The sequence below is a fragment of the Eikenella corrodens genome (assembly GCF_003990355.1).
In the GTDB taxonomy this organism is placed as follows: domain Bacteria; phylum Pseudomonadota; class Gammaproteobacteria; order Burkholderiales; family Neisseriaceae; genus Eikenella; species Eikenella corrodens_B.
Window position 1 is genome coordinate 2,170,589 of sequence record NZ_CP034670.1, and the last position, 18,374, is coordinate 2,188,962.

22 protein-coding genes and 2 tRNA genes are annotated in these 18,374 nt (G+C 57.7%); 12 read left to right on the forward strand and 12 right to left on the reverse strand.

Annotation, left to right across the window (positions count from 1 at the left end; translation table 11 throughout):
* Positions 1-18: 18 nt before the first annotated feature.
* The 3 genes from dapD to fur form a co-directional block, all read right to left on the reverse strand.
* Positions 19-840, reverse strand: a complete 822-nt coding sequence (dapD, locus tag ELB75_RS10995) for a 2,3,4,5-tetrahydropyridine-2,6-dicarboxylate N-succinyltransferase (RefSeq protein ID WP_126983931.1) — start codon at positions 838-840, stop codon at positions 19-21.
* 193 nt (positions 841-1,033) lie between these two features.
* Entirely contained in the window at positions 1,034-1,783 is a 750-nt protein-coding gene (gene aat / locus ELB75_RS11000) for a leucyl/phenylalanyl-tRNA--protein transferase (protein ID WP_126983932.1), read from the reverse strand.
* A gap of 47 nt (positions 1,784-1,830) precedes the next feature.
* Entirely contained in the window at positions 1,831-2,259 is a 429-nt protein-coding gene (gene fur, locus ELB75_RS11005) for a ferric iron uptake transcriptional regulator (protein WP_064089926.1), read from the reverse strand.
* Positions 2,260-2,382: 123 nt separating this feature from the next.
* On the opposite strand from fur, the gene ELB75_RS11010 reads away from it, so the two are divergent.
* From ELB75_RS11010 to ELB75_RS11055, 10 genes are all read left to right on the forward strand, one after another.
* On the forward strand, positions 2,383-2,769 hold the full coding sequence (locus tag ELB75_RS11010) for an outer membrane protein assembly factor BamE (protein WP_035573696.1): 387 nt from the start codon (positions 2,383-2,385) through the stop codon (positions 2,767-2,769).
* 18 nt (positions 2,770-2,787) lie between these two features.
* On the forward strand, positions 2,788-3,603 hold the full coding sequence (dapB, locus tag ELB75_RS11015) for a 4-hydroxy-tetrahydrodipicolinate reductase (protein ID WP_126983933.1): 816 nt from the start codon (positions 2,788-2,790) through the stop codon (positions 3,601-3,603).
* Positions 3,604-3,633: 30 nt separating this feature from the next.
* Positions 3,634-3,909 carry an oxidative damage protection protein gene (locus ELB75_RS11020; RefSeq protein ID WP_064089928.1) on the forward strand — a complete coding sequence of 92 codons (276 nt, stop codon included), beginning with the start codon at positions 3,634-3,636 and terminating at the stop codon, positions 3,907-3,909.
* 97 nt (positions 3,910-4,006) lie between these two features.
* Positions 4,007-5,791 carry a DNA primase gene (gene dnaG / locus ELB75_RS11025; protein WP_126983934.1) on the forward strand — a complete coding sequence of 595 codons (1,785 nt, stop codon included), beginning with the start codon at positions 4,007-4,009 and terminating at the stop codon, positions 5,789-5,791.
* A 41-nt stretch (positions 5,792-5,832) separates the two neighbouring features.
* A complete protein-coding gene (gene rpoD / locus ELB75_RS11030) occupies positions 5,833-7,779 on the forward strand; it encodes an RNA polymerase sigma factor RpoD (protein WP_126983935.1) in 1,947 nt (648 codons plus the stop codon).
* Between the two features lie 48 nt (positions 7,780-7,827).
* Positions 7,828-7,903 (forward strand) — tRNA-Ile (locus tag ELB75_RS11035).
* A 117-nt stretch (positions 7,904-8,020) separates the two neighbouring features.
* Positions 8,021-8,110 (forward strand) — tRNA-Ser (locus ELB75_RS11040).
* A gap of 174 nt (positions 8,111-8,284) precedes the next feature.
* On the forward strand, positions 8,285-9,265 hold the full coding sequence (locus ELB75_RS11045; protein WP_126983936.1) for a tyrosine-type recombinase/integrase: 981 nt from the start codon (positions 8,285-8,287) through the stop codon (positions 9,263-9,265).
* Positions 9,266-9,345: 80 nt separating this feature from the next.
* Positions 9,346-9,972: a phage baseplate protein gene (locus ELB75_RS11050; protein WP_126983937.1), complete on the forward strand. Its 627-nt coding sequence runs from the start codon at positions 9,346-9,348 to the stop codon at positions 9,970-9,972.
* Between the two features lie 40 nt (positions 9,973-10,012).
* Complete coding sequence (locus ELB75_RS11055; protein ID WP_126983938.1) at positions 10,013-10,333, forward strand: phage baseplate plug family protein; 321 nt, start codon at positions 10,013-10,015, stop codon at positions 10,331-10,333.
* Here ELB75_RS11055 and ELB75_RS11060 read toward each other — a convergent pair.
* Positions 10,321-10,692, reverse strand: a complete 372-nt coding sequence (locus ELB75_RS11060; RefSeq protein WP_126983939.1) for a helix-turn-helix domain-containing protein — start codon at positions 10,690-10,692, stop codon at positions 10,321-10,323. The genes ELB75_RS11055 and ELB75_RS11060 overlap by 13 nt on opposite strands.
* 2 nt (positions 10,693-10,694) lie before the next feature.
* On the reverse strand, positions 10,695-10,997 hold the full coding sequence (locus ELB75_RS11065) for a type II toxin-antitoxin system HigB family toxin (protein WP_126983940.1): 303 nt from the start codon (positions 10,995-10,997) through the stop codon (positions 10,695-10,697).
* Positions 10,998-11,040: 43 nt separating this feature from the next.
* On the opposite strand from ELB75_RS11065, the gene ELB75_RS11070 reads away from it, so the two are divergent.
* Entirely contained in the window at positions 11,041-11,400 is a 360-nt protein-coding gene (locus ELB75_RS11070; protein WP_126983941.1) for a hypothetical protein, read from the forward strand.
* A gap of 200 nt (positions 11,401-11,600) precedes the next feature.
* Here the strand turns inward: ELB75_RS11070 and trpE are convergent, their stop codons facing one another.
* The gene (gene trpE / locus ELB75_RS11075; protein WP_126983942.1) at positions 11,601-13,079 is read right to left on the reverse strand and encodes an anthranilate synthase component I; all 1,479 of its coding nucleotides are present in this window, start codon (positions 13,077-13,079) and stop codon (positions 11,601-11,603) included.
* A gap of 152 nt (positions 13,080-13,231) precedes the next feature.
* Positions 13,232-14,317 carry a recombinase RecA gene (recA, locus tag ELB75_RS11080; RefSeq protein ID WP_126983943.1) on the reverse strand — a complete coding sequence of 362 codons (1,086 nt, stop codon included), beginning with the start codon at positions 14,315-14,317 and terminating at the stop codon, positions 13,232-13,234.
* A 145-nt stretch (positions 14,318-14,462) separates the two neighbouring features.
* On the opposite strand from recA, the gene trmB reads away from it, so the two are divergent.
* Positions 14,463-15,155, forward strand: coding sequence for a tRNA (guanosine(46)-N7)-methyltransferase TrmB (gene trmB / locus ELB75_RS11085; RefSeq protein WP_126983944.1), 693 nt, complete (start codon positions 14,463-14,465; stop codon positions 15,153-15,155).
* Positions 15,156-15,328: 173 nt separating this feature from the next.
* On the opposite strand, the gene ELB75_RS13065 is transcribed toward trmB, so the two are convergent.
* The 5 genes from ELB75_RS13065 to ELB75_RS11110 form a co-directional block, all read right to left on the reverse strand.
* Complete coding sequence (locus tag ELB75_RS13065; protein ID WP_277600818.1) at positions 15,329-15,457, reverse strand: hypothetical protein; 129 nt, start codon at positions 15,455-15,457, stop codon at positions 15,329-15,331.
* A gap of 210 nt (positions 15,458-15,667) precedes the next feature.
* Positions 15,668-16,402 (reverse strand): beta-ketoacyl synthase chain length factor, encoded by a 735-nt coding sequence (locus ELB75_RS11095; protein WP_126983945.1) that lies wholly within the window; start codon positions 16,400-16,402, stop codon positions 15,668-15,670.
* Between the two features lie 22 nt (positions 16,403-16,424).
* Positions 16,425-17,540: a beta-ketoacyl synthase N-terminal-like domain-containing protein gene (locus ELB75_RS11100; protein ID WP_126983946.1), complete on the reverse strand. Its 1,116-nt coding sequence runs from the start codon at positions 17,538-17,540 to the stop codon at positions 16,425-16,427.
* 3 nt (positions 17,541-17,543) lie between these two features.
* Positions 17,544-18,020: a hypothetical protein gene (locus ELB75_RS11105; protein ID WP_126983947.1), complete on the reverse strand. Its 477-nt coding sequence runs from the start codon at positions 18,018-18,020 to the stop codon at positions 17,544-17,546.
* A 65-nt stretch (positions 18,021-18,085) separates the two neighbouring features.
* Entirely contained in the window at positions 18,086-18,373 is a 288-nt protein-coding gene (locus ELB75_RS11110) for an acyl carrier protein (RefSeq protein WP_067447944.1), read from the reverse strand.
* Between the last annotated feature and the right edge of the window lies 1 nt (position 18,374).

Here is an 18,374-nt window from a genome sequence, read left to right on the forward strand (position 1 = left end):
ACCTGAAAATCCGGCAAGCTACACGCCGCGCAGCAATTCGTTCACGCTGGTTTTGGCGCGGGTTTGCGCGTCCACTTTTTTCACGATCACGGCGCAGTAGAGGCTGTGCGAGCCGTCTTTCGCGGGCAGGCTGCCGGACACCACCACCGAACCGGCAGGCACGCGGCCGTAGTGGATTTCGCCGGTTTCGCGGTCGTAGATTTTGGTGGATTGGCCGATATACACGCCCATGGAAATCACGCTACCTTCTTCCACAATCACGCCTTCCACGATTTCGCTACGCGCGCCGATGAAGCAGTTGTCTTCAATGATGGTGGGCGCGGCCTGCAAAGGCTCGAGCACGCCGCCAATGCCCACGCCGCCGCTCAGGTGCACGTTTTTGCCGATTTGCGCGCAAGAGCCCACGGTGGCCCAAGTGTCCACCATCGTGCCTTCGTCCACATAGGCGCCGATATTCACATAAGAGGGCATCAACACCACGTTTTTACCGATAAAGCTGCCGCGGCGCGCCACGGCGCCGGGCACGGCGCGGAAACCGGCTACCTGAAACTGCTGGGGAATCCAATCGGCGAACTTGGTGGGCACTTTGTCGAAATATTTGCTCACGCCGTCGCTGGATACTTCGTTATCGGCAATGCGGAAGGAAAGCAACACGGCCTTTTTCGCCCACTCGTTCACTTTCCACTGCCCCACGCCCTGCCGCTCGGCCACGCGCAGGCTGCCGGAATCGAGCTGATAAATCGTATCGAGCACGGCTTCCTTCACTTCGGCGGAAACGCTGTGCGGGGTAATTTCGGCGCGCTGTTCAAACGCGGTTTCGATGATGCTTTGTAGAGACATGGTTTTTCCTTGCAGGTGATGGGTGATACGGCGGGGTTACTTCACTTTTACTACGGCGTGGCAGCCCGGCACGAAAGCAGGTTTATCCGCCATAGAGTAAGCGGGAGGCTACCTGAAATTTTCAGGTAGCCTGCAATCTAAAACAGCCGATATTGTGCCATGTAACACGCTTCTTGCGAACCGGTTTCGGCAATCATTCCTCCTTGCCGAACCACGCGCCCTGCTGTTGGAGCAGGCGCTGGCCGATGGGCTCGGCAAGTGTTTGTGCGGTCAGGCGGTTTAATTCGGTCTGGAAATCGTCAAAAGCCAGCAGCTCCGAGCCGAAACGCGCCAGATGCGGCGTGTCTTGCTGGCAATCGATCAAGGCGATGCCGCAGCGCTGCAAAAACGGCACGGCGTGGGCAAAGGCGATTTTCGAGGCATCGTTCTGCCAGGCAAACATCGATTCGCCAAAAAACACCCGCCCGATCTGCACGCCGTAAAGCCCGCCGGCCAACAGCAGATGCCCGCCCTCATCGGGATACCAGCATTCGAACGAATGCGCATGGCCGATGCGGTGCAGCTCGTTGTAGGCTACCTGAAACGCCGGTGCAATCCAACTGCCGCCCTGATGCGGCCTGGGCGTGGCGGCGCAGGCGGAAATCACGGCGTGGAAGTTTTGATTGACCGTTACCGCATAATGCCGGTTGCGCATGGTCTTGGCCAGCGAGCGGCCGATGTGCAGCCGCTGGGGCTGCAGCACCGTGCGCGGCGCGGTGGCAAACCAAAAAAACAGGCCATCCTCCTCAAACCACGGGAAGATGCCCTGCTGATAGGCTGCCAAAAGCCGTTGTGCCGTCAAATCCCGGCTCACTGCCACCAGGCCGTCGTGTTCGGCAATGGCCTGATGCGGGTCGGGGAACTGCAAACAGCCTTCCGGCAGCAAAGGAATATTTTGAGCCATAAAGGCCACCTTTCGGAGCCGTGAGGCTACCTGAAAATGCCGCCTGCTTATAAATGGTGTTTCTGCTGACAATCGCCGCACACGCCATACAGATACAGCGCGTGATCCACGATGCGGTAGCCGTTATCTTCGGCAATTTTGCCTTGCAGGCTTTCGATGGTGGGATTGTGAAACTCGGTAACCTTGCCGCATTTCACGCACACGATGTGGTCGTGGTGGTCGCCCTTGTTCAGTTCGTACACCGCCTTACCGCTCTCGAAATGGTGGCGCAATAAAATATCGGCCTGTTCGAACTGGGTTAAAACGCGGTAAATGGTGGCCACGCCGATTTCAACGCCTTCTTCCAGAAGGATGCGGTACACGTCTTCCGCGCTCAGGTGCTCTTCGGCGTGGGTTTCAAACAAATCCAAAATCTTCAGGCGCGGGCCGGTTACTTTCAGGCCGCTGCCTTTGAGTTGTGCAATATTGTTTTCCATGATGTATGATGTTCTGTCGCTCAAATTTGTCAGCAACCGTTATAATACGCATTTTTAAGGCACTTGCCCACCTTTAAATTACTCAGCCGGGGCGGTGCGCGATTTATCTTGAAAGGCATGTTTGTGAATAAATCCGTTTATTTGGCCTTGGCCGCCTGCATCGGCTTGGCCGCGTGCAGCACCGAACGCCTCGCCCGCTTCCCCTCCTACAAGCTCACCATCGTGCAGGGCAACGAGCTCGATTTGCAGGCCGTAGCCTCGCTGCACCAAGGCTTGAGCAAAGAGCAGGTGCAGCACATCCTGGGCACGCCGCTGCTGCGCGACCCGCTGCACGGCAACCGCTGGGACTACGTTTTTGAAGTGAGCCGCGGCGGCAAAGTGCGCGAACGCAAAAACCTCACCCTGTATTTCGATGCGAACGATTCCCTGGTTAAAGCCGAAGGCGACGTATTGGACGAGTTGCGCAAGCAACAACAGCAAGCCGCGCCTGCCGGCCAAGCCGCGCAATAATCCCGCTTGAGGAACATTATGTCTGCCACCATTAGAGTTGCCCTGGCCGGGGTAAACGGCCGCATGGGCAAAGTGCTGGTTGAGGCCGTAGCCGCCAATCCGCACACCGTGCTTACCGGCGCGCTGGAACACGCAGGCTCCGAAGCCTTAGGCTTGGATGCCGGCCATGCTTCCGGCTTGAAAACGGGCGTAGCCGTCAGCAGCGACATCGATGCCGTGCTCGCCAACTGCGACGTGCTCATCGATTTCACCCGCCCCAACGTTTCAGGTAGCCTTTTGCCCCGCTGCGCCGAGCACGGCATCAAAATGGTTATCGGCACCACCGGTTTCGACGAAGCGGGCAAAGCCGCCATCGCCGCCGCCGCAGAACACACCGGCATCGTGTTTGCCGCCAACTTCAGCATCGGCGTAAACCTCACCTTCCACATCCTCGACACCGTAACCCGCGTGCTGAACGAAGGCTACGACATCGAAATCATCGAAGCACACCACCGCCACAAAGTGGACGCCCCCAGCGGCACCGCCCTGCGTATGGGCGAAGTGATTGCCCACGCCCTCGGCCGCAACCTGGCCGACTGCGCCGTGTATGGCCGCGAAGGCCACACCGGCGCGCGCAGCCCGCAAACCATCGGTTTTGCCACCGTGCGCGGCGGCGACATCGTGGGCGAACACACCGTCCTGTTTGCCGGCGAAGGCGAGCGCGTGGAAATCACCCACAAAGCCTCCAGCCGCATGACCTTTGCCGCCGGCGCCGTGCGTGCCGCCGTGTGGCTGCAACAGCAACGCACCGGCCTATACGACATGCAAGACGTATTGGGCCTAAACAACCGTTAACCCACCCGCACCACCTAAAAAGGAAAGCACATGACCCGCATGGTAAACTGCATCAAACTGGGCAAAGAAGCGCCCGGCCTCAAATTCCCGCCCCTGCCCAACGATTTGGGCAAGCGCATTTTCGAACACGTATCGCAAGAAGCATGGGATGCCTGGACGCGCCACCAAACCATGCTCATCAACGAAAACCGCCTCAGCCTGGCCGACCCGCGCGCCCGCCAGTATCTCGCCCAGCAGATGGAAAACTACTTCTTCGGCGACGGCGAAGCCGACACGGTGCAAGGCTACGTTCCGCCCGCCGAATAACCCCGCCCGACAAAGGCTACCTGAAAAAGGCTACCTGAAAATCCCCGCCGTGGTTTTCAGGTAGCCTCAATCCGTTTCCCAAACCGAGCGCCGAAGCATGATTCCCAGCGAATTCATCGACGAGCTGCTGGCCAAAACCGATATTGTCGACATCATCGACGAGAGCGTGCCGCTGAAGAAAGGCGGCGCCAACTACATGGCCTGCTGCCCGTTCCACAAAGAAAAAACCCCGTCGTTCTCCGTCAGCCCGAGCAAACAGTTCTACCACTGCTTCGGCTGCGGCGCACACGGCACGGCCATCGGTTTCGTCATGGAATACCAAGGGCTGGGCTTCACCGAAGCCGTGCAGTATCTGGCCGACCGCGCCGGCATGGCGGTGCCGCAGCAAAAAGGCCGGCAGGAAAGCCCCAAAGCGCGCGCGCGCCGCAAACAACGCCAGCAAACCCTGGAAGAAACCACCGCCCAAGCCGCCGCCTTCTACACCCGCGAGCTGGCCGCCAACGAAGCGGCCAAAGGCTACCTGAAAAAACGCGGCCTCTCCGATGAAGTTGCCGCCCACTACGGCCTGGGCTACGCACCCGACAGCTGGCGGCCGCTGGCGCAAAGTTTCGCCCCCTACCCTTCCGAAGCGCTGGTCAACAGCGGCATGGTGATTGAAAAAGACGGCAGCCACTACGACCGCTTCCGCCACCGCATCATGTTCCCCATCCGCAACAGCAGCGGGCAGGTTATCGGCTTCGGCGGCCGCGTGTTGGACGACTCCAAACCCAAATACCTCAACTCGCCCGACACCCCGCTGTTCGATAAAGGCAAAAACCTCTACGGCCTCTACGAAGCCCGTGCCGCCGTGAAAGAAGCCGGCCGCATCCTGGTGGTGGAGGGCTATATGGACGTAGTGGCGCTGGCGCAGTTCGGCATCGGCTACTGCGTGGCCGCACTGGGCACCGCCACCACCGCCGAGCACGTTAAAATCCTGATGCGCCAAACCGACAGCATCTATTTCTGCTTCGACGGCGACGCGGCCGGGCGCAAAGCCGCCTGGCGCGCATTGGAAAACGCCCTGCCCCAGCTGAAAGACGGCAAATCGCTGCACTTCCTCTTCCTGCCTGAAAGCCACGACCCTGACAGCTATGTGCGCGAACACGGCCGCGAACGTTTTGAAGATATGCTGCTGCACCAAAGCAAGCCGCTTTCCGCCTATTTTTGGGACGCGCTCACCGCCAAACTCGATTTACGCAGCCAAGAAGGCAAGGCCGAATTGGTGAAAACCGCCGCCCCGCTGCTCACCCAGATTACCGCCCCCGCCCTCGCCTTCCTGCTCAAGCAGGAACTGAGCAACTTAGTGGGCATCGACCCGGCCAACCTGGCGCACCTGATGGGGCAGGAAGCCCCCAAACGCCATGTTGCCCAGCAACGCTACACCCTGCCGCGCCAAACCTTCCGCCAACCGCAAATGCTGAGCTTGGCTCAACAACAAATCCGCCGCCTATTGATAAATCCGCAATGGGCTGCATATATCGACCTGCCCGACCATCTGGAACTGGATGCCGACCTTGCCTGCCTGAGCGTCATGGCCGCCCATGTGCGCCGCAGCCCCTCGCCGCTATCCAGCGCCGGATTGATGGAAGCCATGCGCAACACCCCCTATTACGGCAACATCGGCCGCATCATGCAGTCCGGCACGGACAACGCCCACTTCGAGGGGGATGGCGAATCCGACGCACTGGAGTTCCAATCGGGTATGCAAAAATTAATGACCGCCTTGAAAACCCAGCAAGTTGAAGCGTTGAAACGCAAACGCATCGAACACGGCTTGAGCGATGACGAAACCAAACTGCTGCTGGAGCTTTTGAGGCTTCCACCCGCCAACGGCACCATTTAGGGCAATGCCGACTACACCGACCTGCGAACAACGAGAGAAACATGTCCGAACAGAACAACCCCGCCACCGAAGAACAAGACGAAAGCAACCGCCCGCTCACCCCAGAGGAGCAAAGGGCACGGCTCAGACAGCTGATTCTGCAAGGTAAAGAACGCGGCTACATCACCTACGCCGAAATCAACGACGCCCTGCCCGACGACATGTCGGATGCCGATCAGATCGACAACATCGTCAATATGATTTCCGGCCTGGGCATTCAGGTAACCGAAGAAACGCCCGACAGCGAAACCCTGCTGATGGCCGACAACACGGCCAATATGACCGACGACGACGCCGTTGCCGAAGCCGAAGCCGCCCTCTCCAGCGCCGACTCAGAATTCGGCCGTACCACCGACCCCGTGCGCATGTATATGCGCGAAATGGGGCAGGTGGATTTGCTCACGCGCGAAGACGAAATCGTTATCGCCAAAAAAATCGAAACCGCCCTGCGCAACATGATTCAGGCCATCTCCGCCTGCCCCGGTTCGGTTGCCGAAATTCTCGAACTGATTGAAAAAATCCGCAACGACGAAATCCGCGTGGACGAAGTGGTGGAAGACATCATCGACCCGCACGAAGAGTTGCTCGACGAATTGGGCATCGGCGTGGAAAAAGTCGAAGAAGCCGCTCCCGATACCGATTTGGATGAAGACGAAGACGAAGAGGCAGACGAAGAAGACACCGACGAAGAAGATGCCGGCGCCATCTCCGCCGCCAACCTCGAAGAGCTCAAGCAAAAAGTGCTGACCCACTTCGAAGACATCGAAGACGCCTACCGGAAAATGATTGCCGCACTGCAAAAACACCACAGCCGGCACAAATCCTACCTGGCTTCGCGCAACTATATCGCCGAGCGGCTGCTCAACGTGCGCTTCACCACCCGCCAAATCGAAACCCTGAGCAACAACCTGCGCACCCGCGTGGACAACATCCGCCGCCTGGAGCGCGAAATCCGCGACATCTGCCTCAACCGTGTGCACATGGAACGCGACTACTTCATCAGCAACTTCCTGCCCAACATTACCGATTTGGGCTGGATAGAGACCGAAATCGGCAAAAACCACACATGGAGCGAAGCCCTGAGCCGCTTCCAATACGCCATCCTTGAAAAACAGAACGTCCTCATCGAGCAGGAGCAGCACGCGCAGATTTCCATTGCCGAACTGAAAGAAATCAGCAAGAACATGGTGGCAAACGAAAAAGAAACCGCCGCCGCCAAGCGGGAAATGATCCAGGCCAACCTGCGCTTGGTGATTTCCATCGCTAAAAAATACACCAACCGCGGCCTGCAATTCCTCGATTTGATTCAGGAAGGCAACATCGGCCTGATGAAAGCGGTGGACAAATTCGAATACCGGCGCGGCTACAAATTCTCCACCTACGCCACCTGGTGGATACGCCAGGCCATCACCCGTTCGATTGCCGACCAGGCGCGCACCATCCGCATCCCGGTACACATGATTGAAACCATCAACAAAATGAACCGCGTATCCCGCCAATACCTGCAGGAAACCGGCGAAGACCCCGATGCCGCCAAGCTGGCCGAGCTGATGGAAATGCCGGAAGAGAAAATCCGCAAAATCATGAAGATTGCCAAAGAGCCGATTTCCATGGAAACCCCGATCGGCGACGACGACGACAGCCATCTGGGCGACTTCATCGAAGACGTGAACAACGTTGCCCCGGCCGAAGCCGCCATGTATTCCAGCCTGCGCGATGCCACCAAAGACGTACTCGAAAGCCTCACCCCGCGCGAAGCCAAAGTATTGCGCATGCGCTTCGGTATCGACATGAACACCGACCACACGCTGGAAGAAGTGGGCAAACAGTTCGACGTAACCCGCGAACGTATCCGCCAAATCGAAGCCAAAGCCCTGCGCAAACTGCGCCATCCCACCCGTAGCGACCGCTTGCGCAGCTTCCTAGATAGCGAGGAAAACAAGCAGTAATCCTTGCTAGGCCGGCGGCTTATCGGTACAATGCCGCCCTTTCTAGCCGGGTCTGTAGCTCAGGGGTTAGAGCAGAGGACTCATAATCCTTTGGTCGCTGGTTCGAGACCAGCCAGACCCACCAAGAATTGCCAACAGGCTGCACACCGTTGCAGCCTGTTTTCTATTAGAAACCGTCCTGCTGCCAAAAATAATACTGGTCAGATTCGCAAAAATCCTGTATAGTTCGCGCTCTTGAACCGGAAGCGTGGCAGAGTGGTTTAATGCAGCGGTCTTGAAAACCGTCGTGGGGTTAGACCCACCGTGAGTTCGAATCTCACCGCTTCCGCCACCACATATTTGCAACGTTTTCTAAAACGTTTCAGAAAAAGCAAAACGGCATAGCTAATCAGTTAGTTATGTCGTTTTCTTCGTCTTAATTATTTAAAACGCATTTCAATTTTTTAAAACGTGTTTCGTTTTTTTGTGGTATTTTATTTGGTACATCCTATCCCGTACCATAATCATGCCCAAAATTGTCCGCCCACTCTCCGTCAGCCAAGTGAAAAATGCAAAGCCGAAAGACAAGCTATACAAGCTATCCGACGGCGGCGGCCTCGCCTTATGGGTATTGCCCAGCGGCGGGAAGTCGTGGCGGCTGACCTACACCAGACCGGAAGACAAAAAACAAGACACCCTGACACTTGGACTGTATCCCGAATTCAGCCTGGCCGATGCCCGGGATTGGCGAGACCAAATCAAAGCCAAGCTGGCGCGTGGTATCAATCCCAAAGCAGAGCAGCCTGTAGAGCTGGATACTGCATACCAGTTCCAGCACCGCCTATATGATTGGCACAAAAGATGGGCAACAGAGGGCGGGAAAGATGGCAGCGGCAAAAATCCAAAATATGCCGCCCAAGTGATGGCCGCGTTAGAAGCCAACATCCTGCCACATTTCATCGACCGTGACGTGCGCACCATTACCACCGCCGAAGTTGTGGCCGTCTTGCGGCAGATGGAGGATAAAGGCGTCCTCGAATACCTGCGCCGCACCAAAAGCAGCCTAGGCTTGTTTTTTGATTACCTCGTTGCTGACGGCACTATCCCCATCAATCCGACAAAAGTTATTGGCAGGCAGGTATTCAAACGTGCACAAGAGCGCCACTTCGCCGCACTGCCATATACTGACCTGCCATTACTGATTGAGCGGATGGAAACATCGCCAGAGATAGGCTTGCGCGCCAAGCTGCTGATTTACTGGCAGCTACTCAGTATGACCCGCCCCAGCGAAGCCGCCGGCACGGAAATTTCCGAAATCGACCTAGACCGTGGGCTGTGGGAAATCCCATTGCAACGCATGAAAACCAGGGCGTATATCGTACCGTTGAGCAACGCCCTACTCCGCATCTACCACGAAGCCCGCCCATTGAGTGTCAATAGCATCTATCTATTTGAGGGCAGACCCGCCCTATGTTTGCACGCAGTAGGACAACTAACCCCCGTTTAATGGGTCGTTAAACGGGGGCTAAAAGTGGCAAAAGAACCGTCAATTTTTTATGAGCAGGGGGGCAAAAGAACTCGCCAAAAATGGCAAAAGTTCGCGCCGTTCTATTAAAAATGGCACTTATCGACTTAGTATTCCGCCTGACCGATACACCGCAGACCATGATAGGTGCGGTGCGTTTGGATGCGTTGGTTAGTGAGCAAACCTCACTAGCCAACGGGGTAACGCAGTATGCGGTAGAAGATGGCGCACCGATAAGCGACCACATCTCAACCGAAGCCGAAAAACTGACCATTGAAGGGGTAGTCACCGGCGCAAGCGTGAGCCTGTTCGGTACGCATGACCGCAGCAAGATGATTGAAGCCAAGGAAGCCCTACGCACGATTAACGAGCAGCGGCAGCCGATTACTGTTGTTACCGGATTGGACGTTTACCCCGAATTCGCTATGGAGAGCTGCGATATTTCGCGCAATGCGGATGACGGCGAACAGATACGCATCAGCATCAGCTTAACCAAAATCCGCAAAGCCAAAACCCGGGAGGCAGATATTCCGCCCGGCAAAGTGCGGCAGAGTGCGGCGGGTAAGGCGGGAGAAACGCGAAAACCGGCAGGCCGCGTTACCAGCGGCAGGCTGCCGGACGGCAGGCGGCAAAAACTACGCCAAGCCCGCAGGCGCAGCAGCAGGCAAGTAGAGCCACCTCCCGCCTAAAAGACGGCTTTGGGAACGGAAATTATGAAAGGCTGATGCCATGGAAGCGGTAAAAATCCCATTCTCCGACCAAAACGACTTCGTTGTCGAAGCGGAACTGGACGAAATGACCTGTTTTCTGCATCTGGCGTGGAACGATGACGAAGCAATGTGGACGTTATCGCTGGAGAATGCTGAAAACGATGTGATTCTGTCCGGTATCCGGCTGGTATCCGATTGGCCGCTGCTGGGTCGCTTCCGCCACTTGGCCGTGCCGAAAGGCGAGCTGGTGGCGGTATCTCTGGACGGGCAGCCGATAGGCCGTCAGTCGTTTGCCGACGGCTCGGCGGAACTGGTGTATCTGCCCGCTCAAACTACCTGAATCAGGGTGTCGGCGGAAATGCCGAGCTTTTCGTGCAAGCGGCGAATCATAGCGAGGCTCAACGGGCGGGTGCCGTTCAGCACTTCGTATACGCGGTTTGGCTTGCCGATGATGCCGTCCATATCTTTGACTTCCAGCCCCATTTGTTCCATACGGAACTTGATGGCCTCTATCGGCGTGGGCGGCGCGACCGGATAATGTGCCTCTTCATAGCTTTCCACCAACGCGGCCAGCACTTCGAAATAGTCGGCTTCAGCCTGCGGGGCTGCGTCGGGGTTGCGGTCGAAGAACGCGCCCAATGATGCGAGAGCGGCTTGGTAGTCGGTTTCGCTGCGGATGGGTTTGAGCGGCGGGAGCATGGTTATTTCCTTTCTACGGTTTCGGCGTCGATGGTGTCGTATTCGGCATGGGTGCCGATAAATTTGATATACAGGTAGCCGGCTTTGAACCAAACGGAGGCAATCAGCCGGTAGCGGTTGCCCTTGATGTTGAATACGACGCGGTTGTTTTTCAACACGCTGGCGTTGGCGAACATCTTTTTGATGTCGTGCATGGTGCGCCAGTCGGCGTTTTTCGCTTCGGTGTACCATGCCTTTAATGGCTGTTCGGCATCGGGATGGATTGTCCAAAATTCGCGCAGGGTGGAGATGGCTATAATTTTCATGATGTTGTAATTATAGTCCCAAATTGGGATTGAGGCAAGGGTTATGTGCAACTTTAACCGGGTATATCGCCTGTTGGTTGGCAAGTCCGGCGGCAAGGTGGTGGAAATCAGGCCGCCGTTGCAGATTGAGTTTGAGATTGAGAAAAACGCCAAGCCAGACCCGAACATCCACCGCTTGAAACTCTACAACCTAGCACCGGAAACCATCGAAGCCGTCAGCAAGCCTGACGGTTTTTGCGTTTTGTACGCGGACTACGCCGAAGACGAGGGCGAAGTGCTGATGGCGGCGGGGGGGGTGGATGCCTACACCTACCGAGAAGGCACGGAGCGCATTACGGAGCTTTTGGTAGCTGACGGCAAGCGGCATACTACTTTTAAAGGTATTAAGATAATCCCCGTTTAACAGACCATTAAACGGGGATAAATTTGTGCAAAAGCTGATACGATTTCCTACGCTGTGGTGGTGCAAAAGCTACTGCCAATTCGGGCAAAAGCCACCGCCTTACAGTTCCATTGGCTAATTAAGAGGCTACCTGAAAATTTCGCTCCGTTTCAGCTTTGCAGAAACTTCGCTTTGCTCTGTTTTCAGGTAGCCTTTCCTGACTATCCATCTAGCCCCTGCTGCACCATCTCGGCAGCGCGCAACACGGCGCGGGCTTTGTTTTGGGTTTCCTGCCATTCGGCTTCTTCGTCGGAGTCGGCCACGATGCCGCCGCCGCTTTGCACGTAGAGCGTGCCGTTTTTAATCACCGCGGTGCGGATGGCGATGGCCAAGTCCATGTCGTTGTTGAAGCTCCAGTTGCCCACCGCGCCGCCGTAGATGCAGCGTTTGGCCGGTTCGAGCTCTTCGATGATTTCCAGCGCACGCACTTTGGGGGCGCCGGAGAGCGTGCCGGCGGGGAAGGTGGCGGCGAGGATGTCCATATTGCCGATGCCGGGTTTGAGCTCGCCTTCCACATTGGACACGATGTGCATCACATGCGAATAGCGTTCAATCACCATTTTGTCGGTTACCTTCACGCTGCCGGTTTGGCTGATGCGCCCCACATCGTTACGGCCCAAGTCGATGAGCATAACGTGTTCGGCGATTTCTTTAGCATCGGCCAGCAGGCTCTCGGCTTGAGCGGCATCTTCTTCCGGTGTTTTGCCGCGCAGGCGGGTACCGGCGATGGGGCGCACGGTGATTTGGTTACGCTCGCGCCGCACGAGGATTTCGGGTGAAGAGCCGACGATGTAGAAATCGCCGAAATCGTAGTAAAACAGATAGGGCGAAGGATTGAGCGTGCGCAGGGCGCGATAGAGGCTGAGCGGTTTGTCGGCAAAGGGCAGGCTCATGCGCTGGCTGGGCACTACCTGCATGCAGTCACCGTCTAAAATATATTGGCGGATGCGGCGCACGTATTCTTTATAGCGCGCTTCGCCGGTTTCGTGCTGCGGTGCGGTTTGGGCGCTGCCGAGCGAGAGCGGCAGGGCAACGCTTTGGCGCAGCTGTTCGCGCAAGGCTTCGAGCCGCTCGCGGGCTTTCAGGTAGCCTGCTTCGTCGGCAGCGGGGTCGGCATACACGATAAGGTGGATTTTGCCGCTGAGGTTATCCACTACAGCCAGCTCTTCGGAGAGCATGAGCAAAATATCGGGCGTGCCGATTGGGTCGGCTTTCGCAGGCTGTTTCAGGCGGTGGGCGAGCTGCTCGAAATGGTAGATGGTTTCATAGCCGAAGTAGCCCACCAAACCGCCGATGAAGCGCGGCAAACCGGGGATTTCGGGCACTTTATAGCGAGCGTGAAACTGCTCGATAAAGGGCAGCGGGTTGCCTTCGTATTGCTCAATAATTTGGCCGTCGTGGTACACCTCCACCTGCTGGCCGCTGGCTTTCAAATAGGTGCGGCTCGGCAGGCCGATAAAGGAATAGCGGCCAAAACGTTCGCTGCCCACCACGGATTCGAGCAGGTAGCTGAAGGGGCGGTTAGCGAGCTTAAGGTAGATGGAAAGCGGGGTATCCAAATCGGCCAGCAGCTCTTGCACCAGCGGGATGCGGTTGTAGCCGGCGGCAGCTTGTTCGCGGAATTGTTGCAGGGTAATCATGGTGTGTTTTCAAACGGGTAGGATTAGGGCTACCTGAAAAATTGAAGGCCACCTGAAGATGAGGCGAAGTGAAGTTTCTGCGGAGCTAAAACGCAGCTTCGGCAAAGTTAAAACCTTTCGCCACATATTTTCAGGTAGCCTTTACAACTGGCCTACTCTTCCGGCTGTTCGCCGTCGGTGTCGTCGCGTTGACCTTCGGTAATCTCGATATTGATGCCGACTTCCTTACGGATTTGCGCTTCGATTTCGGCGGCCACTTCCGGGTTTTCCTTCAGCCACACGCGCACGTTGTCTTTGCCTTGGCCGATTTTATCGCCGTTGTAGCTATACCACGCGCCGGATTTTTTGATGATGCCGACTTTGTCGCCCCAGTCGATCAGCTCGCCTTCGCGGCTCACGCCTTCGCCGTAGAGGATGTCGAATTCGGCTTGGCGAAACGGCGGCGCCACTTTGTTTTTAATCACTTTCACGCGGGTTTCGTTGCCCAGGATGTCGTCGCCTTTTTTAATCTGGCCGATGCGGCGGATATCGAGGCGTACGGAGGCATAGAACTTGAGCGCGTTGCCGCCGGTGGTGGTTTCCGGGCTGCCGAACATCACGCCGATCTTCATGCGGATTTGGTTGATGAACACCACCAAAGTATTGGTTTTCTTAATGTGGCCGGTGAGCTTGCGCAAGGCCTGGCTCATCAGGCGGGCTTGCAGGCCCACGTGGCTGTCGCCCATTTCGCCTTCGATTTCCGCCTTCGGCACCAGCGCGGCCACGGAGTCGATCACCACCATGTCCACACCGCCGGAGCGCACCAGCATATCGCAGATTTCCAGCGCCTGCTCGCCCGTGTCCGGCTGCGACACCATCAGCTCTTCCACCTTCACGCCCAGCTTGCGCGCGTAAATCGGGTCGAACGCGTTTTCCGCATCGATAAAGGCGCACACGCCGCCGTTTTTCTGGCATTGCGCGATGGTTTCCAAACACAGCGTGGTTTTACCGGAAGACTCCGGGCCGAAGATTTCCACAATGCGTCCGCGCGGCAAACCGCCCACGCCCAGCGCCAAATCCACGCCCAAAGAGCCGGTGGAAATGGTTTCCAAGGTTTCGTCCTGATGGCTGCCGTCCATCTTCATGATGGCGCCTTTGCCGAAATCTTTTTCAATCTGCGCCAGCGCGGCGGCCAGAGCCTTTTTCTTATCGTCTTCAGGAGTAGACGCTTTATCTGCCTTGTTTTTTGCTTCTGCCATAATCAATCCCTGTTTCTGAAGTGTGAATAAATCTGGCGGATTATCGCACAAAGCACCGCCGCTGTGTTTGCCGGAAAGCCATCGAAACTTGAGCGCCCTGCCCGATGCTGGCAATATACCGTTATTTTTCCGCACTCACCGAATTATGAACACCTCCAACCCACAGCAAGAGCATCCGCGCAGCATCAAATCTTTCGTTTTGCGCCAAGGCCACATGACCCCCGCCCAGCAGCGCGCCATCGATGAAAACTGGCCGCGCTTCGGCCTGGATTTCCAACACGCGCCCGTCGATTTAAACGCCGCCTTCGGCCGAGAAGCCCCGAAAATCCTCGAAATCGGCTTCGGCATGGGCACCGCCACCGCCGAAATCGCCAAAAGGCTACCTGAAAAAGACTTTCTCGCTATCGACGTGCACGGCCCCGGCGTGGGCAATTTGTGCAAGCTCATGGCCGAGCAGGAGATTACCAATATCCGCGTGATGCGCCACGATGCCGTGGAAGTGGTGGAAACCATGCTGCCCGATGCCTGCTTAAGCGGCATCCACATTTTCTTCCCCGATCCCTGGCACAAAAAACGCCATCACAAACGCCGCCTGATTCAAGCCCGCTTCGTGGCCAAACTGCTGCCCAAACTCAAAAGCGGCGGCTATATCCACCTCGCCACCGACTGGGAAGAATACGCCGTGCAGATGCTCGAAGTGCTGGGCAGTTTCCCCGAGCTGCAAAACACCGCCGAAGCCTACGCCCCCACCCCGGCCTACCGCCCCGAAACCAAGTTTGAAGCCCGCGGCAAACGGCTCGGCCACGGCGTGTGGGATTTGGTGTTTGAAAAACGCTGACGGCAATTTTCAGGTAGCCTTTGCCTGCCGTTCTTGTCCCTCATACCCACATTCCGCTACCCGATTCAAAACAGGCTACCTGAAAGCGCAGCTTCAATGAAACCCGCTTCAGGTAGCCTCTTGCCACGCCCGCCCATCTTCTCCCACCATGCCCTTCACCTTTGCCCACCCCGTTACCGTGCTGCCCTTTGCCCGCTGAGGCAGTCGGGCAGGAAGTCGCGCAAGGTGTGGTGCCACAAGGCGAGATAGAGCGCATAGAGGGCGAAACACAGCGGCAGGTTCGGCCACAGCAGATCGGCCAAACCGACTTAACTCCCGCTGCATTAGCTCGCCTTCCCGCCGCATCCTTATTTTTATTCACTACCATCAGGCCAAAATAAAGGCTACCTGAAAATACAAACTGCTTTTTCAGGTAGCCTTGGCATGATTACTTGGGCGTGGAAGCCTGCACGGCTTGCGGATTTGCCTGCCCGTCCACGGCGAAGCTGTAGATGGTATGCAGTGCTTTAGTCTCAATCTCCCGCCAATGGGGCAGCTGGTCGCGGCTCTATCTGCAAGGCGGGCCAGATGCCGTGCGGTGGCAGCAGAAGCCCGCCCCTCTCGTGCAACTGCTCTTCCAAAGCCAGCGCTGCGGGCAGGAAGGCGGTATGGTGCGGCAGTTCGGCGGCTGCGCCGCCTGCGGCCATGCTGATCCGCCAGCCCTGCCGCTGCGGCATCGGGCTACCTGAAATTTTCCACCACACGCTGCCTTCCTGCTCATCCTGCCCCGACTGCTCATAAGCCCAGCCCAACAACACGGTTTGCCCGGGCTCGGCCAGCAATGTGTTCAGCACGGCATACAGCGGGCTGAGGCGGCTTTCGGCATCGGCGGCGAGAAACACGCTGTTGCCGCTGCTGCCGAGGATTTGCGCCAGCTGGAACGTGGCGGCGTTGTGGAGGTTGGCCATGAAATCGAGCGGCGAGGGCTGCCCGGCCGCCAGCTTCTGCCGCATCGAGACCATGCGGGAGGGGGAGCTGAACGGCGAGGCGAGATAAACGGCAGGGTTTTCAGCCAGCCCTTGGCACAGCGGCAAAGCGCCGAGCAGGGCGAGCAGGGTGAAACGGCTCAGGCGGCGGGCATCGATGCCGTACTGCTCGCGCAACAGGCGGCGCAGTTCGCCGTCGGGCTGCTGCGGCTCGGCGATAAAACGGGCGGTGGCATGAAGATAGGCGATTGTTTGGTTTGGGTTTAACGGGTTTGACATCATCAAAAATACTTTTCAGGTAGCCTCAGCCCTGCCAATCCGACACCCAGGCGCAATGGCTGCCGCCGAAGCCGAGGAAGTAGTTCAGGTAGCCGCCGTTTGGCAGCGGCTGGCCGTGCAGGGTGGGCAAGGGAAAATCCGAAGCGGCAACAGGCAGTGGCGGCAGGTGGCCTTGTTGCAGGGCGGCGTGATGCAGGGCGGTTTCCAAAGCGGCGGTGGCGCCGAGGGTGTGGCCGGTGTAGGGTTTGAACAGCATGGCCGGAGTATGCGGCCAGATTTGGCGGCGCACCTGCATTTCCACTTCGTCGCTCAAACCGCCGCTGCCGTGGATTTTCACGCCGCGTAAATCCTGTGCGGCCATTCCGGCGCGGCGCAGGCATTCTGCGAGCAAATGCTGCAGCGGTTCAGCGGAAGAGGCGGTGAGGTTGAGGTGATCGGTTTGCGCGGTGAAGCCGTGCAGACGACAAGCGTAATCGCGATGCGGCCGGGCAGAGAGTGCCAGCGCAGCCATGCCTTCACCCAACACCAGCCCGCCGGCATCAAGAAACGGCAGCCTGCCCGGCTCGGTATCGAGCAGATTCATGGCATGGAAATGCTCAAAGGTGAGCCGGTTGAAGCTCTCAAAGCCGACCACGATAGCGCATTCGGCCAAGCCGTTTTCGATGCTGCGGGCGGCGGCGAGCAGGGCTTGGGCGGCGGCGGTGCAGGAGGTGGCGAAGCTAAATACGTTGGGGCTGCGGAAATGGGTTTTCAGGTAGCCTGCGATTTCACACAGGGTGTAGTGTTCTTCTTCTGGGCTGGCAGCCGGCGCGGCTTCGCGGTCGGACATCACATAGGAGGTGGAGCCGATGAACACGGGAATACCGGCCAGGTTGTCTGCCTCCCAGCCGGCTGCCGCAGCGGCTTGGCGGATTTGAGCCTCAATCCAGCCGCACAGCTGCGCCAGCGTGGCCGGCGCGGCGGGGAAGGCGGCAAAATACGGCAGCTCGCGCGGCTGCCCCAGGCCGTGGGCGGTGCGGAGGGCGGGCGGCAGAAAGGGAGCTTCAGGTAGCCCGAACGGGCGGCTGCCCTGCCCTTGTGCGCACCAATAGCTGCTGCCGCACAAATAGGCGGCTCGGGATGGGGTATTTACAGTGTTCATTTTTCAGGTAGCCTCAAGCGGTCTGCCCGGCGTTTCCAGCAATTCCCATTCATACTCCGCCTCATGGATGGCCAGCGCATGGCCGTTTTCGAGATACAGCGCGAAATCGTCATGTTGTTCAAACCAATGATCCAAAGCGGCCTGCAAGGCGGGCAGGGAGATGAGCGCCCAGAAGCCGAAGCCGTTTTCTTCCAGACTTATCCACGCCTTATCGGCAAGCAAGGCGCGTATCCGGCGCAGCATTTCGGCACGGGCGGCTTGATGCTGGGCTTGGTAGAGCGAGTGGCCGATGATGCCGTTTTGATGAAACGGGAAGGTGGCGGCGGCCGGATTAGTCAGCCGATAGATGCCGCTGTCGATAAATCGGCAGGCAATCTCGCCATCTGTGGATTGGATGTCGGCAATGTTTAAAAAGGCATAGCGCTGCCGCAGGCGGACTTGGGCGTTGCGTTGTTGGAGGTGGGCGATTTTCGGATTCATGCGGTGTGCTTAGCGATACGACAAAGGCTACCTGAAAACAGGCAGAACGATTTTTCAGGTAGCCTTTATGCGCCGTGCTGTTCGCGGATAAAGGCGGCCAAATCGCGCACGTTCATCATGTGTTTGCGCACCATGCGGTCGCCGTTGAGGCGCACGCCGTAACGGGCTTGCAGGGCGACGGTGATTTGCAGCGCGTCGAGCGAATCGAGGCCGACCGGGCTTTCCGGGCCGAACAGCGGGGAGTCGTCGGCAAAGGCGGCCATGTCCACATCGTCTTGTTTTTCTGTTTCGCGCACAATCAGGCTTTTCAAGGCCTGCTCCAGCGCGGGGGAGCTTAAATCGGGCGTGTTCACT

Bases quoted from the DNA above. Each gene is read 5' to 3' on its own strand.
- dapD (WP_126983931.1), bottom strand. From the start codon at position 840: ATGTCTCTACAAAGCATCATCGAAACCGCGTTTGAACAGCGCGCCGAA.
- aat (WP_126983932.1), bottom strand. From the start codon at position 1,783: ATGGCTCAAAATATTCCTTTGCTGCCGGAAGGCTGTTTGCAGTTCCCC.
- fur (WP_064089926.1), bottom strand. From the start codon at position 2,259: ATGGAAAACAATATTGCACAACTCAAAGGCAGCGGCCTGAAAGTAACC.
- dapB (WP_126983933.1), top strand. From the start codon at position 2,788: ATGTCTGCCACCATTAGAGTTGCCCTGGCCGGGGTAAACGGCCGCATG.
- ELB75_RS11020 (WP_064089928.1), top strand. From the start codon at position 3,634: ATGACCCGCATGGTAAACTGCATCAAACTGGGCAAAGAAGCGCCCGGC.
- dnaG (WP_126983934.1), top strand. From the start codon at position 4,007: ATGATTCCCAGCGAATTCATCGACGAGCTGCTGGCCAAAACCGATATT.
- rpoD (WP_126983935.1), top strand. From the start codon at position 5,833: ATGTCCGAACAGAACAACCCCGCCACCGAAGAACAAGACGAAAGCAAC.
- ELB75_RS11045 (WP_126983936.1), top strand. From the start codon at position 8,285: ATGCCCAAAATTGTCCGCCCACTCTCCGTCAGCCAAGTGAAAAATGCA.
- ELB75_RS11050 (WP_126983937.1), top strand. From the start codon at position 9,346: ATGGCAAAAGTTCGCGCCGTTCTATTAAAAATGGCACTTATCGACTTA.
- ELB75_RS11055 (WP_126983938.1), top strand. From the start codon at position 10,013: ATGGAAGCGGTAAAAATCCCATTCTCCGACCAAAACGACTTCGTTGTC.
- ELB75_RS11060 (WP_126983939.1), bottom strand. From the start codon at position 10,692: ATGCTCCCGCCGCTCAAACCCATCCGCAGCGAAACCGACTACCAAGCC.
- ELB75_RS11065 (WP_126983940.1), bottom strand. From the start codon at position 10,997: ATGAAAATTATAGCCATCTCCACCCTGCGCGAATTTTGGACAATCCAT.
- ELB75_RS11070 (WP_126983941.1), top strand. From the start codon at position 11,041: ATGTGCAACTTTAACCGGGTATATCGCCTGTTGGTTGGCAAGTCCGGC.
- trpE (WP_126983942.1), bottom strand. From the start codon at position 13,079: ATGATTACCCTGCAACAATTCCGCGAACAAGCTGCCGCCGGCTACAAC.
- recA (WP_126983943.1), bottom strand. From the start codon at position 14,317: ATGGCAGAAGCAAAAAACAAGGCAGATAAAGCGTCTACTCCTGAAGAC.
- trmB (WP_126983944.1), top strand. From the start codon at position 14,463: ATGAACACCTCCAACCCACAGCAAGAGCATCCGCGCAGCATCAAATCT.
- ELB75_RS11095 (WP_126983945.1), bottom strand. From the start codon at position 16,402: ATGATGTCAAACCCGTTAAACCCAAACCAAACAATCGCCTATCTTCAT.
- ELB75_RS11100 (WP_126983946.1), bottom strand. From the start codon at position 17,540: ATGAACACTGTAAATACCCCATCCCGAGCCGCCTATTTGTGCGGCAGC.
- ELB75_RS11105 (WP_126983947.1), bottom strand. From the start codon at position 18,020: ATGAATCCGAAAATCGCCCACCTCCAACAACGCAACGCCCAAGTCCGC.